This is a genomic window from Candidatus Obscuribacterales bacterium (assembly GCA_036703605.1).
GTDB lineage: Bacteria > Cyanobacteriota > Cyanobacteriia > RECH01 > RECH01 > RECH01.
Genome location: DATNRH010000698.1, coordinates 1 through 14,975 on the forward strand (window position 1 = coordinate 1; position 14,975 = coordinate 14,975).

Annotated in this window: 11 protein-coding genes; 3 read left to right on the top strand and 8 right to left on the bottom strand. The window is 55.4% G+C overall.

What is annotated here, in order from left to right; all coding sequences use genetic code 11:
* Window positions 1–3,064: hypothetical protein (locus tag V6D20_14730; protein HEY9817035.1), on the bottom strand; the 3,064-nt coding region annotated here is incomplete at its 3' end.
* A 388-nt stretch (window positions 3,065–3,452) separates the two neighbouring features.
* On the opposite strand from V6D20_14730, the gene V6D20_14735 reads away from it, so the two are divergent.
* Window positions 3,453–3,587 carry a hypothetical protein gene (locus V6D20_14735; protein HEY9817036.1) on the top strand — a complete coding sequence of 45 codons (135 nt, stop codon included), beginning with the start codon at window positions 3,453–3,455 and terminating at the stop codon, window positions 3,585–3,587.
* A gap of 203 nt (window positions 3,588–3,790) precedes the next feature.
* Here V6D20_14735 and rpmB read toward each other — a convergent pair whose 3' ends face one another.
* The 5 genes from rpmB to V6D20_14760 all read right to left on the bottom strand — a co-directional run bounded on the left by rpmB (window position 3,791) and on the right by V6D20_14760 (window position 8,542).
* Window positions 3,791–4,057 (bottom strand): 50S ribosomal protein L28, encoded by a 267-nt coding sequence (gene rpmB, locus V6D20_14740; GenBank protein ID HEY9817037.1) that lies wholly within the window; start codon window positions 4,055–4,057, stop codon window positions 3,791–3,793.
* A gap of 115 nt (window positions 4,058–4,172) precedes the next feature.
* A complete protein-coding gene (locus tag V6D20_14745; protein HEY9817038.1) occupies window positions 4,173–5,258 on the bottom strand; it encodes an ABC transporter ATP-binding protein in 1,086 nt (361 codons plus the stop codon).
* A 90-nt stretch (window positions 5,259–5,348) separates the two neighbouring features.
* Window positions 5,349–6,233, bottom strand: a complete 885-nt coding sequence (locus V6D20_14750) for a carbohydrate ABC transporter permease (GenBank protein ID HEY9817039.1) — start codon at window positions 6,231–6,233, stop codon at window positions 5,349–5,351.
* Entirely contained in the window at window positions 6,230–7,141 is a 912-nt protein-coding gene (locus V6D20_14755; GenBank protein HEY9817040.1) for a sugar ABC transporter permease, read from the bottom strand. The genes V6D20_14750 and V6D20_14755 overlap by 4 nt, the downstream gene beginning before the upstream one ends.
* A gap of 66 nt (window positions 7,142–7,207) precedes the next feature.
* Entirely contained in the window at window positions 7,208–8,542 is a 1,335-nt protein-coding gene (locus tag V6D20_14760; protein ID HEY9817041.1) for an ABC transporter substrate-binding protein, read from the bottom strand.
* A gap of 671 nt (window positions 8,543–9,213) precedes the next feature.
* Between V6D20_14760 and V6D20_14765 the strand changes: the two genes are divergently transcribed.
* On the top strand, window positions 9,214–11,319 hold the full coding sequence (locus V6D20_14765) for a M3 family metallopeptidase (GenBank protein ID HEY9817042.1): 2,106 nt from the start codon (window positions 9,214–9,216) through the stop codon (window positions 11,317–11,319).
* A 68-nt stretch (window positions 11,320–11,387) separates the two neighbouring features.
* Here the strand turns inward: V6D20_14765 and V6D20_14770 are convergent, their stop codons facing one another.
* Window positions 11,388–12,806 carry a 1-acyl-sn-glycerol-3-phosphate acyltransferase gene (locus tag V6D20_14770; GenBank protein ID HEY9817043.1) on the bottom strand — a complete coding sequence of 473 codons (1,419 nt, stop codon included), beginning with the start codon at window positions 12,804–12,806 and terminating at the stop codon, window positions 11,388–11,390.
* A 52-nt stretch (window positions 12,807–12,858) separates the two neighbouring features.
* Entirely contained in the window at window positions 12,859–14,352 is a 1,494-nt protein-coding gene (locus tag V6D20_14775; protein ID HEY9817044.1) for a multicopper oxidase family protein, read from the bottom strand.
* 305 nt (window positions 14,353–14,657) lie between these two features.
* Here V6D20_14775 and V6D20_14780 point away from each other — a divergent pair.
* The coding region (locus tag V6D20_14780; protein HEY9817045.1) for a hypothetical protein at window positions 14,658–14,975 on the top strand (318 nt) is incomplete at its 3' end.

Below are 14,975 nucleotides of genomic sequence, written 5' to 3' on the forward strand. Positions count from 1 at the left end.
TCTCCCGGTAAACGATATTGGCGTTGTTGACGCTTTGGATATAGGCGCGGTAGTTGGTACCCGCTGCCCGATCTCGCGCATCACGGAGGTTGGCGTTATCTGTGCCGCCGGCCCGATCGCTGCGATCGCGTCCTGGGAACAGCGCATAGAGAATTGGGTACTTGGGATAGGCTGTGCAGAGCCCACCTAGGGGTTCAGTACCAGCCAAATTATAGAAGGGGCTGCTGTTGGTGGGATTGGAGGGATCAAAACATCCCGGCTGTGGGCTAGGCCCAGACGAAAAGCCTCGGCGCAAATCGCGAATGATTTGTTCGCGAGTGGAGACAATTTCAGCAAGAGCAATCAACCGATCAAATTCTGGGCGGTTAGCTCCGGCCGTTTGGTGCCGCCATAGCTTCAGCCCATAGATAATGTTGTCTGGGGTGAAAGCTTCCCGGCGATTATCAAACTGATAGTTGTTAGCAGCGTCATCCACCGTGGTGGGCTTACCGCCTGGAGCCCCCGCCGGTACAGCAGGTAGACCATAGCCACCAGCCCCCAGGGCAGACTGTGCGCCAACCCCATACAGTTGAAGAATCCGATTTGCCAGCAACTGCATGTCGTTGCGGGTGTTGGCATTGGCGGTATAGTCAAACTTCAGCATGTAGTCTACGTTGTAGGCCAACATCCCTAGGGTGCAGGCCGCCGTATGCAGGGTAGTTTTATCCGCAGGGCTGAGGTCTTCGTAGCCATTGAAGTCCGCATCGGCAATGCCACCGCCGTCGCTATTGAGGATGCGGCGAAGAATGGAGAAGTCTCCCCACATGGCCCTGCTGGGATAGGGATGCACCGTGTTGTCTTGCACGGGCGGGAAGGAGGGTGAGCCGCCGTTGGGGTCGCCCGCAAAGTTGGCTAGGTTGGCCAAGGCCCGCATCATGGGCGTTCCGGGGTTGAAGGCGGGTCTTGCCGGAGCTTCAAATTCCCAGCCATTGGTGCCGGTGCCGGTAAAGAAGTTGCTGATCACCAAGGGGTATTCTGTGCCAATGCCGCCCCAGTTGCCCACGTTCAAGTTCTGGAAGGTTGCCGCTCGGGCTAGGGTTTCTGGCGTTCCAGGATGAACCGTGAGCGCCATGCAGGCTGTGGGTAGGTCGGTAGCGTCTTCAAAGTGATAGACCGCCATAGACTGCACCGCTGCTAGGTTATCCCGCAAGGTGCGTCGTTGCCGAGCTTCGTGGCAGCGGTTGGCATTACCGCCGGTGCAGGTATTCCAAGGCCGTAGAGGTTCGAGGTCACTGATGTCGGCTTCGAGAAGGCCTGATATGTTCCGTTCAGGGGGCCATCCTCTTGCATTGAGGATGCCGCCCCAGCCCACGGGGTTGCCCAGCTCCAAACGTTGGCCAACTACAATCTTCATGCCTTCCGCATCGGCCCGGCGTTCCCAGTAGCCATCTAGACCAACGTTGGCGGCGTTAGCGTCACCCGTTAGGGCTTCTGTGCGGATCAGGTCTGCTTCAGACACCACCAAGCTGCCGTCAGCGGTGGCTAAATCGCCGTCAATAGGAATACCCAAGCCAGGAATCGGCACGCCTTTGACCCGAGGGTTTGGCCCAAAGCGGTTATCCGCTCGGAAGGAGTCGTCTACGAAGGGCGTATCTTCTGACTGGTTATAAATCCGTCCTTCCCGCAGGAAGATATTGTCTTGTTCACGGTTCCAGCGTGCTTCACGATAAACGCTAGTGTCATCACCGGGAACGTTACGGGGCTTGGAGCGATCCTGAGTAAAGAGAAAAACGGGGTCAAGGGAATAGTCAGAAGGAGAAGGCCCGTTGTTGGCTACAGAGTCGCGATCGCGGTTGAACAAAATGGCGTTGTTGTTGCCAATGAGCGGCGCTTCACCTTCGCGATAGACGTGGAAGCGGTTTTGGTTTTCAAAGCGATCCGTCCCAATTTTGCCACTCATGGCCTGCCCTTGGAAGGGTTGGTTGCCATCGGTGTTGGGGTCGGTGTCATCCAGATCACCCACCGTGACTTCAGAGGCCTGGCGGGTATAAAGACAAGAGGCTGGAGAACTTATCAGGTAAGCATTGTAAGCGTTGTTGCCAACAACTAGGCTACCTTCGGTGTGCATCGCCCCGTTCCAGTTAAATTCTGGGCCAGGGAAGATCTCTAGGTCATTACGGAACCATGCTCCCCACTTGTTGCCCCGGCTATATTCCCGGTCTTGCTGAAATTCCAGGGTAGAAACTGTGCGGTTGCGTTCATCCGGCAGCACGTAAACACTCACCTGGAAGTTTTTCCGCACCATGGAGGTGTTGGCTTGGTCAGGGAACCAACCGGCCTCTGGCTGGGTACCAGTGTTGGTTGCGCAGGCGGGGTTGGCTTGAGAGCTATTGCTCAACGGCCCGTTGCGGATTTGTAGGGCGTTGGCGCGGGTTTCTAACGCGGGGCGCGTTTGGTTGTTGAGGTCTTGGAAGTTCGCTGGGGTGCGGAAAATCAGCGAGTAGGCAACCCAAGCGTCATCGGTGCCGTCTCCATTGGTGTCAGCCCGATAGCGCCAAGCATTGTCGATGTCGCCATCACCGTTCAGGTCAATGCGTTCTTCTGCGCCATAGGTGCCAGTTGGGTCGGCAGGAAAAGTGTAGGGATCTTGACCACCGGGCAGCAGTCGCTGGTTGCCTGGCGTATTGTTCAACATCATCTCGTACAGCGACAATTCTGGCGGAATCCCGCTCGGGAGTCGGCTGTCTCGCTCTCGGTTGAACATGTACTCTAGCTTGGCCTTGGCCCGGTCGATGGCAGGGGTGGCGGTGTTATACACAACCCGCTGCTGGCGATCGGCAATGGTGTCATTGGTGCGGCTGAAGCTACGATAGCTGATGGCTCCAACGCTAAGGCTCACCACCAGCAAAAGAAGAATAGTGGTAGGCAAGACGAAACCGCCAGCTCTGCCCATCACAGAGTGGCGACCTAGCAAAAATAGGGTTTTCAGAACCCAGTTCACAAATGTTTTGGTGAGCTGCTGAGCAAACTGGCGAACCTGTCGCATCAGCTTGCCGAGTGCTTGAGTTAACTTACGGGTTGACATAACTGCCTTCCTGTCGCAATTTGGGTGCCTTGGATCCAACTGAAATAGTGGAATAAATAGGGTAGATTATCGGGGGCGATCGCCGAACTGGTCGGGGAAAACCAGGGGAAAACCAGAGAGTAGTGTGGATAGAATACGTTGCCTAAATCTGCACGCAGGTGTTGAGGACGTTGGGGTAGATGCTTGGGTCACGACAAATCCTAATCTGCGTCTCGGGACTTAAAGGCAGAACCCTAAAGAATTAACTTGTGATCCAAGTTTGAATGAGCCGATTCCGCAAAGGTTGATTCTTTTTTTGAAATCTTTTTGAATCGTGGCGTCAATGCGGGGTGAAATGACGGCAGAACCAGGATCTTAAATGGCGTTGATAACCTGATGGTGTCTGAAGATGCGGGGTGCGATCGCCCTCCTTGCGTCCCATGGTCTTGGCACATCGATTAGCTGGCCCACCATGGAAGGCGATCGCGTTGTAGAAATCAGTTCCATTCAAGGTCTAGTGCCAGCCTACCCAGGTGCGGCATGAAACTGATCAGGGATTCCATGGAAATGCGGATGTGTTGATTCACGTCAGTAGGCCTATAGCCGCTCATACAACAAACGAGATGTATTGCTACATCTCGCTGTGGGGGCCCGAAGACGTCGGGCACATAACTTGAATTGGCACGGCTTTGACCCGTTGAATCCGGTGAAATTCGCTTCTAGAGTAAGAAGCTAGTGTTTGATCGCTTATACGTCTAGGGTTGGATAGACGTCACAGACAAACTGATTGAGATCGATGCCTGCTTCTTTTGCCAAGGCATTGATACCTTTGTGACCTAGGGTTTTGATTGCCTTGGTCGATAGGCGTAACCGTACCCAGCAGTTGCCCTCGGGCCACCAAATGCGCTTGTCTTGCAGGTTGGCGTGCTGGAGTTTCTTGGTACGACGGTGGGAGTGAGACACCGCGTAGGCGTTATTGGCTTTTTTGCCAGTGAGTTGACACTTGCGGGACATGGTTCTACTGCGATCGCGACAATGTGCGTTTACACGCAAGATTCAATTCTACCGGATGGCTTGACCAGATGGCTAGTAGTTGCTCGAAGTCGGCTCCACCACCAGCCTTGCTGGTCTACGATACATGGCTGGGAACGGCATCAGGAAGGCGATCGCCAGTTTGGGCATGGAACCAGTGGCGATGCTGGCTGGGAATGGCCAAGGTAATCTCGTCTGACCAGGTTTGATCACTGGGCAGCAAAGCCCGTACTTTTAGATCGCTATGCTTCACCTGGATACTCAGCAGGTTACTCATGCCCAAATGTTCTACCAGGAACACTTTGCCCTCTAGGATTTCCCTATCCTCAGGGCGGGCAATGCGTACATGCTCAGGACGGATACCCAAAACAGCTTCGGGCGGGGGCGCAAAGCGATCGGGCAGGCGCAGGCGACTATTGCCCAAGACTGCCGTGTTGCCCTCACAGGGGAGGGTAAATAGGTTCATCTGGGGGCTGCCAATGAAGCCTGCCACAAAGCGATTGGCGGGGCGATCGTAAATGTGGCGGGGTGAGTCGAGCTGCTGCACGTTGCCTTCATGGAGCACCGCCACCTTGGTGGATAGGGTCATGGCTTCGGTTTGGTCGTGGGTGACATAGACCACCGGCGTGTTTTGCGCATCAAAAATCTGCTTCAAATCGGCCCGCACCTGTTCCCGCAACAGCGCATCAAGGTTACTCAGCGGTTCATCCAGCAGAAAAACATCGGGGCGACGCACCAGGGCCCGTCCCAACGCCACCCGCTGCCGCTGTCCACCGGATAGCTTGGCAGGTTTACGGTTGAGCAGATCATTTAGCCCTAGGACGCGGGTGGCATCGGCAACCCGTTCTTGGATGGCGGCGGTAGACATATTGCGCAGTTTTAGCCCCGAGGCCATGTTGTCGTAGACGGTCATGTGGGGATAGAGAGCATAGCTTTGAAACACCATGGCAATATTGCGATCGCCTGCACTCACATGGGTCACGTCTTGTTCGCCAATCATCACCCGACCGCGCGTCGGCTGTTCGAGACCGGCAACCATGCGCAGGGTGGTAGATTTTCCGCAACCGGAGGGCCCCACAAGGGTGAGAAATTCGCCGTCATCGACCGTAAAGCTCATGTCTTTGACGGGGACAATGGTACGGCCGTAGGTTTTGTTGAGATGTTGTACTTCGAGCTTAGCCATGGCAACTTTTCCGTATTCGGTAGGTCAGACTGTGAATCAAGGGAGTAGGAAAACAGAACGCGGGCTGGGCCTTGGGGAAGGCGATCGCCCTTAGCCTTTGACAGAACCAGAGGTGAGTCCCTGGACAATTTGGCGTTGGAAAAACAGCACCAAGAGAATCAAGGGTAGGGTTCCTAAGATGGTGGCGGCGGCTAGGGGGCCGTAGGGGATGTCAAAGAGGGTGGTGCCAGCCAGTTGGGCAGCAGCAACGGGAACGGTTTGCATACTCTCTCGGGTGATAAACGTGAGTGCAAAAATGTACTCATTCCAGGCAAAAATAAACGCCAAGATGCCGGTGGTGGCAAGGGCGGGGAGAGTCATGGGCAACACAATCTGCTGCAGCATTTGCAGGGTGTTATAGCCATCGACCTTGGCGGAGTCTTCGAGATCTCGGGGCAACTGCTGGAAGAAGCTGCGCATCACCAAAATGGTCAGGGGCAAATTAATGGCGGTGTAGGGGATAATCAACGCCAGATAATTGTTCGCGAGGCCGGCAGCGCGCACCAGTTCCAGCAACCCTAGGAAGAGCAGGATGTAGGGGAATAGGGTGACGACTAAGACCACCGCCAGAATAATCTGCTCGCCGGGGATGCGCAGGCGGGCCAGGGCATAGGCTGCCGGTGCGCCAATGCAGAGGCAGAGCACCGTGGAGATAATCGCCACAAAGGCGCTGTTGAACAGGTAGCGGTGGAAGTGATTTCGGGCGAAGAGGTCAATATAGTGTTGGAAGGTATATTGATCCAACGCGGGAATATAGACCACGGGGTCGGTGGTAATCGCCTCGTTGGTTTTAATCGAGGTCAAGAGTTCCCACAGTACTGGCCCCAAGCTGAAGATCAAAATGAAGGCGATCGCCACCCATAGGGTAACTTGCACCCAAGTGGGGCGGGCTTTGGTGGGATTGGAGGACACCACAGGCTTTTGGGTTGTAGTCATGCGTCAGCTCCGGTAGCAGCAGAACGGGCTTTGTTGAAGTAGGCGATCGCCACGGCAACCACGGCAATCAAAATGAGGAAGGTGACGACGACCAAGGCAGCACCGTAGCCAAAGTCGAGGTAGCGCATCACGGTGGAATAGATGTAGAGCGACACCATTTCGGTGGCCCCGCCTGGTCCCCCGCCGGTCATGACGGAGATCAAATCAAAGATGCCGAAGGCTTGGGCAAAGCGGAAGAGCATGGCGATCAAAATCTGCGGCATCAGCAAGGGCAAGGTAATTTGCCGAAAGCTCTGCCAGCGACTTGCGCCATCAATGGCATGGGCTTCGTAAAGATCCTGGGGAATAGACTGTAGACCCGCCAGCAGCAGGATGCTGACAAACGAGGTAGTTTTCCATACGTCAGCCGCGATCGTGCAAATCATCGCCCAGGCAGGATCACCCAGCCAGTTCACTGGATTGCCGATCAGCGGCACCCAGTTCATCAGCATGTCGTTCCAGACGCCATATTCGCTGTTAAAAATCCAGCGCCAGGCCAAGGCGATCAAGGCAGTAGGCAAGGCCCAGGGCAAAATGGCAATGGTGCGCACCAGCCCTCGCCCGCGAAAGGTTTGGTCGAGCACCAGGGCAAAACCCAGCCCTAGGACTAACTCAATCACCAAGGACACAGCGGTGAAGATCGAGGTGTTCCAGATACTGCCCCAGAACCGTCCATCAAGGGCCATGCGCGTGTAGTTGTCGAAGCCCGTAAACTCGGCGTTGAGACCATTGCTGAGGTTTTCGGTAAACAGACTCAGCACAAAGGCTCGGATAATGGGATAGGCATAGACGAGGAGCAGCACCAAGATGGCGGGTAAGACCAGCAGCCACCCGGTACGCATCTCTCGCATCCGAATCGTATCTTTCATAGCGATCGCATCTCTTGCTAGGGGGTCGGTGGGTCGCAGACGACCCGAAGAATAGGAATGGTGCGCTTAGGCAGAACCCAAAACCCGACGGGTTTCACCCGCTGCTCGCTCCATGGCGGCTTCTGGCGTCAACTGTCCAGTAATAGCGGCACTGAGGTAGCGCTGCAGAATATCAGATGCCTGGGCATATTGACCAATGGGCGGACGCAGAACGGCTTGTTCTGCCACTTCTAAGAGTTCGTCGTAGTGGTCGTAGGCTTCAATCACCTGCGGATCGGTGAAGAGCGATCGGCGGCTGGGTACATAGCCATACTCCACAACAAACTGGCGCTGGGCTTCTTCACTGGTGAAAAAGTCCACAACCCGCCAAGCTTCATCGGGGTGGGGCGTTGTGGACGAAATTCCAAAGCCCCAGCCGCCCTGACAGGCACCACTGTTGTGTCCTGATTCAGACACCATAGGCTTCAGGGCCACCTGACCGCGAATGGGCGATCCTTCGCGATTCACTTCCGGCCAGACATAGGGCCAGTTTCTTAGGAAGGCAGCGTTGCCATTTTGGAAGACCCGCAAACTGTCTTCTTCTAGATAGTTGGTGACACCGGGGGGTGAGACTCGGCTGCTGATGGTTTCTTGGAGAAATTCGACAGCAGCGATCGCTTCTGGTTGATCAAGACCCACCTCGCGACTCTCGGGATCAATCCAATAGCCACCGTGGCCTTCCAGAATTTCCACAAAACCGGCAGACAGCCCTTCATACTGCAACCCTTGCCACACATAGCCCCAATCCACCAATCCCTGCTCCTGCAAGGTGCGGGACGTATCTAGCAACTCGTCAAAGGTATCCGGTGGTTCTAGCCCAGCTTCTTCTAATAAATCTGTGCGGTAGTAGAGCATCCCCACATCGGATCGGAAGGGCATACGATACAGACCTCCCTCAACCTGCCCCGCTTCTACATCAGCGGTGAGGAAAGCTGCTAGATCGTCCTCGGACACCCGATCGGATAGGTCTTGGAGCCAGCCCGCCGCCGCAAACTTAGGAATCCACACAATATCGGAAAAGATAAGATCATAGGGAGAATCCCCTAGAAGGAAGGAAGCGGTATATAAGTCCTCCACGGCATCGGCGGCATTGGGCCCACGAACCACGTTAAGACGAATGTCGGGGTTGTCGGCTTCAAATTCATCGACTAAAATCTGCAACTGGTCAGCTTCTAGGGCGCGCACCAGGAAGCTAATGGTCACCGGCTGCTGGGCTAGGGCAATCAGTCCTATGCTGATCGCACCGATACAAGACAAAAGAGCGATCGCTATCCATCGCGATCGCTGCGTACGCCGCCCTAGCCGCCGCAACGGCTCTGCTAGGTGGGCTAGTTGATGAAGCCAAGAGATCAGGGTGTTCATGCTCGGGGTCTCTATACAAAAATAGCTAGGGTCTCCGCTCTAAACTGAAGGACAGGGGCCAAAGGCTGATCCTGATTCAAAGCGCAATGCCTCAACGCATTCCTCAACTTACCAAGACTACCGGTGTTGATCGGTGGGCGTTGGGCAGTCGGAGCAACCATAAACACAGCCGACCTAGATGAGCTACAGTCAGCAGCGATCGCTGACAAGCATACCCACGGCAAATGGACGAGCCCCGAGTGATACGGAAACCGTTTAGGTCACCTCGCGATGACCGATTACTGTAGCCTCAGCATAAAAATTTGTCTCTTGCGATACATCTCTCTAGAGACAGATATGATGAGAACATGCAATACTTCGTAATATTGGCAGTCCAAGGCGATCGCCCCCAATAGCTGCCACAATATCTCGTAAATCTGTTTGAATAGAGATCAGCAGGCCTAATCAGTCTGTATCTCAGGGAGCCCTGACGGGCTCTTATTGGCGGGACAGGTTGTTCCGCTTTTTTGTCCTTCTACCCGTTGGGTCTGGATCCAGACTGACGATTTTGATAGAGCTTTGATTGATCGAATAGTGATCACAATTGCGATCGCCATGGATCAATCTAGAGCCTTATCAGAAAGGCATCTACCTGGTATCCAATCCCCTATCCCCCACCTATCCTGGCAACGATGACCCAATCCGTCTTAACTCCGCTTGAAAATCCTCTCCTCATTGGCTATGGGCTGCCGCCCTTCGATCGCATCCAGCCTGAGCATGTGGTGCCAGCCATCACCCAACTGCTCACAGAGCTAGATGAGGAATTGGCGTACTTAGAAGATCGGGGTACTCCCACCTGGTCGGGGTTGATCGAGCCGCTCACCCACATCGAAGAACGGCTTTCCTGGAGTTGGGGGGTGATTGGCCATCTGATGAGCGTCAGAAATAGTCCAGAACTGCGAGAAGCTCAGCAGACGGTGCAGCCAGCAGTGGTACAGTTTATCAATCGCCTCAGCCAAAGCCAGTCCTTGTACCAGGGCTACAAAGCGATTCGAGACGGCGAGGAGTGGCAAACGTTGGATGCGGCCCAGCGCCGGATTGTTGAGGCAAATATCCGCGAGGCCGAATTTGCTGGCGTGGGGCTCACTGGAGAGGTTCGCGATCGCTTCAATGACGTCCAGCTAGAGCTGGCGGAAATGGGCACAGATTTTTCTAATCACGTTCTAGATGCCACCAAGGCGATCTCCTTCCTGTTCACCCAGGCCGATGAAGTGGATGGGTTGCCGCCCAGTTTGCGATCGCTGGCGGCCCAAATGGCACGGATGGCAGGAGAAACCGAAGCGACGGCCGAGGCCGGCCCTTGGTTGATTACCCTCGACTTTCCTAGCTATCTGCCGTTTATGCAGCATAGCCGTCGCCGCGATCTGCGGGAAAAACTGTACCGAGCCTTTGTCGGCCGGGCCGCCTCTGGAGAATTTGACAACACCACCCTGCTGCGCCGCATTTTGGAACTACGGCAGATCAAAGCCCAGATCCTCGGCTTTGATTCTTACGCAGACCTGAGCCTGGCCAGCAAAATGGCTCCAGATGTGGCGGCCGTGGAAGCGCTGCTAGAGTCCCTACGCCGATCGAGCTACGATGCGGCCGTGAACGACTTGGAGCAGCTTACCGCCTTTGCCCAGGGTCAAGATCCCACGATCACCACCCTGGCCCATTGGGATATTCCCTTTTGGTCGGAGCGGCAGCGGGAGATAGAGTTCGCCTTAAATGAAGAAGAGCTGCGGCCCTATTTTCCCCTCACCCAGGTGCTGGACGGTTTGTTTGACCTGGCCCGCCAGCTCTTTGGGGTGATTATTACCCCAGCAGACGGGCAGGCTCCGGTGTGGCATGACGATGTGCGCTACTTCCAAGTGTCAGACGAGCAAGGAGAAGCGATCGCTTACTTCTACCTCGATCCCTACAGCCGGCCTGCGGAAAAACAGGGGGGCGCTTGGATGAATGTCTGTCTGCAGCGGGCCAAGATCCGCTTGGTAGAAGGAGAAAGGCTGCGGTTGCCCATCGCCTATTTGATTTGTAACCAATCACCGCCGGTGGACGACGTTCCTAGCCTGATGACCTTCCGGGATGTGGAAACCCTGTTCCATGAATTTGGGCATGGTCTGCAGCATATGCTAACCACCGTGGATTACTCCGGTGCCTCGGGAATTAACAACGTGGAATGGGATGCAGTGGAACTGCCCAGCCAATTTATGGAAAATTGGTGCTACCGGCGCTCCACCTTGATGAGCTTGGGCAAGCATTACCAAACTGGCGAACCGCTGCCCGATGAGTATTACCAAAAGTTGGTGACAGCCCGCACCTACATGAGCGGCAGTGCCACCCTGCGCCAAGTCCATCTCAGCCTGCTGGATCTGGAGCTCCACCATCGCTACCAGCCCACCAGCGATGAAACCCCCAACCAAGTGCGCGATCGCCTCGCTGCCACCACTATGGTGCTGCCGCCCTTGCCGGAGGATTCGTTCCTCTGTGCCTTCAAGCATATTTTTGCCGGGGGCTATGCGGCGGGCTACTACAGCTATAAGTGGGCTGAGGTGCTGAGTGCCGACGCCTTCGCCGCTTTTGAGGAAGCGGGTCTAGACGATGATGGAGCGATCGCTGAGGTGGGACGGCGGTTTCGCGATACGGTGCTGGCCCTAGGCGGCAGCCAGCCGCCCATGGAGGTGTTCAAGGCGTTCCGAGGTCGGGAACCGGATCCCTCCGCCCTGCTACGCCACAGTGGTTTGCTGGTATCGGCTTAGGTCTGAATCGCTTAGTCTGGATCACTTAGATCTAGATCACCAAGGTCTAGATTACCGATCTGGATCACCTACGTTTGGATCATGGCATCGAGCGCACCCTGGAGGTCTTGGGTGAGGCTGGTGATGGCTTGACGGCGGTTGCCCTGATAGTCATCCCAGCGATCGCTCACACAAAGGGGCTGCCCCACCGTCATCTGCACCCGTTGGGCTCCCAATCGAGGGATTTGGGAGGTGCGATCGCCCTTGATGCGAGCGATGGTTTTCCACAGCAGCAGCAGGGTATCGGCAAAGCGCTCCACGGTAGGTTTTTCTTTCACGTAGCGCCCTGTGACGCTGACGAAATTTTCCACTAAACGCATGTGCCACAGTCGCAGATCCGCTTCTTCCGCGATGCGATCGGCCAACCCCTGCTCCACCGGAGATAGATCAGACAATTGCAGATCGTTACGATAAATTCGATCCCAGCCCGCCTGCTCCACCCGCCGACAGCGATCGATCACCGTGCCTTTAGGGGTGAGCTGGAAAAATTGTTCTGCCACGATCAGGGCCGTATTCAGCAACGTCTGCAGGCGCTGGGGCAGGTCAAGCGAGGTGTCTCCCACCTGCGATGGGGTAGCGAGGGCATCGGCGAGGGTTTCGGGCAGCATATGTTGATAAAAGCGAATGTAGTAGCGCTCAAGCTGAATCAATAAATGTTCACCCAGTCCGTATAGCCGCTGGTAGAGCCACGTTTCTTGCTCAGGGGTGAGGGCTTTCCCATCACGAATAGCAGGTAAGTTAGCAGGCACTGGCGGCGGCACCCAACCACTATCGGCTTCAAGCTGGCTGAGTAATTGGACGAGGCTTGTCCAAGGAGCAGTGGTGAAGTGGTACTGAATGCCTAAAGGTAAGATAAACACCTGTTCAGCGCGATCGCGTACATCTTCCGCACACCAAAAGCCAAACTGGGCAATGCCAGGTTCTAGCGGGCTGATCAGTTCATTGTGGCCATTGGTGCCACCTTCTGGAGCTGCCGCCATGGGAAAGTCTCCCTGGGCAAAGAGCTGGCGGATGGAGCGCAGACCGGGGCGATCGAGACCGCCGCGCCGGATGGGGGTGCCGCCAAGCTGGGCCATCAGCCAGCCCACTGGTCGCCCTGCCCAGAGGGGAATGCCGCGATCGTAGACAAAATGGACATGGGGGTTGGTGATCCTCATACCCTGCTGGGAGGCGATCGCCGGTAGCTGTGACCAGATCATCTGGGCGATGCACAGTGGATCGCTGGTAGACGGATGGCGAAAGGCAATCAGGAAGCGTGCTTTGCCCGACTGAAAGTCTTGGTATAGGCGGGCGAGGGTGTCGCCATTGTGAACCTCGACTTGGTCAATCTTCAGCCGCCATCGCAGCCAGAACGGGAGGAGCGATCGCGCCCCCTGCCAAACAGCAGCATTAAACGAAGGTTCGATAAAGGCCAGCGGCGGTTGAACTTCAGTGACAAAGTAGGACACAGCAACAATCCTCAAGAGGGATGAAATAGCCTGCCCTCGTTGAGATAACGGGTTAGGCTCTGATGTCCAGAATACCCATCATTCCCCGATCTTCGTGATCAAGAATGTGACAGTGGTAAACTGTCATACCCGAAAATTGGTCAAAGGGCACGCGAATACGCACCCGTTCATATCGTGGCACTAGCACGGTGTCCTTCCAGGCACGGTAAGGCTCCGCCACGCCATTGCGTTCGATCACCTGGAAGGGATTGACGTGAATGTGAAAGGGATGATCCATGCCGCCGTCGTTGATAATCTCCCAGTCTTCCACGGTATTGAGCTGGACTTCGGTGTCAACGCGATGGTGGTCAAACATTTGACCATTGATCAAAAAGCCCGGCATCATGCCGCCACCCATGCCGCCGCGATGCATACCGCCCATGCCGCCACGATTCATCCCCGGCATACCCATACCGCCGCCCATGCCATGGTTCAAGACAAACGTCCGCACTTGACTGGGTTCCGGTAAAGTCTCAATCGGTAAAAGCTGAGTGGGTGGAGCCATCACCGTGGTGCGATCGCCATAGACAAGTCGAGCCAGTACCTCCGGCTGATCCTGAATGGTTTGGCTGTCCATACCTCGCATCATCGTCATCAGACCGCGATCGTAGGGAAGGTTGAGCAGCTCATACTCGCCCGCTGCCTGTGTGCCATGGACTAAAACCTCAGCCCGTTCACCGGGAGCCAGCAGCAGATCGTCTACAGTCACCGGTGCTTCCAAGGCTCCGGCATCGCTGGCAATCCAATGCATGGGATGGGAGGCGATCGCCAATCGATAAAATCGAGACGCCGATGCATTGACAATTCGCAGCCGCAGTAATCCTTCTTGGGGAATCGTGAAGCTAGGACGACGTTGACCGTTGACCGTAAGCACCGATCCTTCCCGTCCCCACATTTGAAACATGGGGCTGGGAGTGGCTATCTGCTGCTGACTGACTTCGAAGTCTTTGAGCACAAGAATCGCCTCACTCGCCGCTTGTACTTCGGGAATATCATCCAAAGCACCACGTACAATCAACACACCCGAGAGACCGCCAAACACCTGCTCGGCCACCAACCCGTGGTGATGGGGGTGATACCAAAAGGTGCCGGCAGGATGATCGGTGGGTAGTGTGAATTCGTAGGTGAAGGTCTCTCCCGATGGCACCGACAAAAAGACATTATCTGCCGTGCCGGTGGGCGGAATATGCAACCCGTGGTAGTGCAGGTTGGTGGGGTCGGCCAGGTCATTGGTAAAGTGAATGCGGATGGTGTCGCCCGCGCGGGCTTCCAAGATCGGGCCGGGCATTTGACCGTTGTAGGTCATCACCTGCACGGGACGACCGTTGCCTAGGAGGTCAAGACGTTCCATCCTCGCTGTGAGATCCACCTCTAAGAGTCCCCCTTGGCTGATGAAGCGATCGCTCAAGGGCTGAGCACGGGTTATGGTTGAAGAGACACAGCGGGGTAGCACGATAGCGCCTGCGGTTGCACCTGCGAGGGTCAGAAAGAGACGGCGATTAATCATGGTTATGACAACTGAGTGAGCATACTCCATTATGGCCATGAAGCTATGGATACTGGGGGGCGATCGCCTCAATGAGGGTAAATCCTAAGCTTATCTAAGATCCTCAGTTAAAATAACCATCCTCCAACAAGGGAGTCTAATCGACCTGGGTAAACGATAGTCAACCACTCGTGAGGAGGTAGGGTTTGGGGGGCAATCGCCCCTCTAGCTAGATGTCCACTTCTATGATGCATCACACCCCTGTTCTCAAACGAGAGTCTGGATGCCACACTAGTAGTGAATGTTGTTTCAGCAGACCTGTAACCATGCAGCTTTCCTTGGCTTTGAGTGATCCCGATCTCAACTCTGAAGAACTAGAGGTTTTAACCCAAACCCTCCACCGCCAGCTCTATGATTTGGCCGATGATGTTGAACGAGTGCCCGTTCAAACTATGTCTTCAACGGGAAGTTTGGTGCAAAAAGGGGACGAAACCGAACCAGGTCTGCTGCAAATGGAAGTAAACCTAGACAGTGTTCGCAAACTGGCGGCTTGGCTCTGGCAGCGCTTGGCAGGGCGATCGACCAAAGCCACACTCAAGTTTGGCGAGGGCAGTCGTGCGGTGGAGTTTTCCTTTGAAGGCAAT

Excerpts from the sequence above, each read along its gene's own strand:
- V6D20_14765 (HEY9817042.1), top strand. The coding sequence starts at position 9,214 with ATGACCCAATCCGTCTTAACTCCGCTTGAAAATCCTCTCCTCATTGGC.
- V6D20_14735 (HEY9817036.1), top strand. The coding sequence starts at position 3,453 with ATGCGGGGTGCGATCGCCCTCCTTGCGTCCCATGGTCTTGGCACATCG.
- V6D20_14755 (HEY9817040.1), bottom strand. The coding sequence starts at position 7,141 with ATGAAAGATACGATTCGGATGCGAGAGATGCGTACCGGGTGGCTGCTG.
- rpmB (HEY9817037.1), bottom strand. The coding sequence starts at position 4,057 with ATGTCCCGCAAGTGTCAACTCACTGGCAAAAAAGCCAATAACGCCTAC.
- V6D20_14745 (HEY9817038.1), bottom strand. The coding sequence starts at position 5,258 with ATGGCTAAGCTCGAAGTACAACATCTCAACAAAACCTACGGCCGTACC.
- V6D20_14775 (HEY9817044.1), bottom strand. The coding sequence starts at position 14,352 with ATGATTAATCGCCGTCTCTTTCTGACCCTCGCAGGTGCAACCGCAGGC.
- V6D20_14760 (HEY9817041.1), bottom strand. The coding sequence starts at position 8,542 with ATGAACACCCTGATCTCTTGGCTTCATCAACTAGCCCACCTAGCAGAG.
- V6D20_14750 (HEY9817039.1), bottom strand. The coding sequence starts at position 6,233 with ATGACTACAACCCAAAAGCCTGTGGTGTCCTCCAATCCCACCAAAGCC.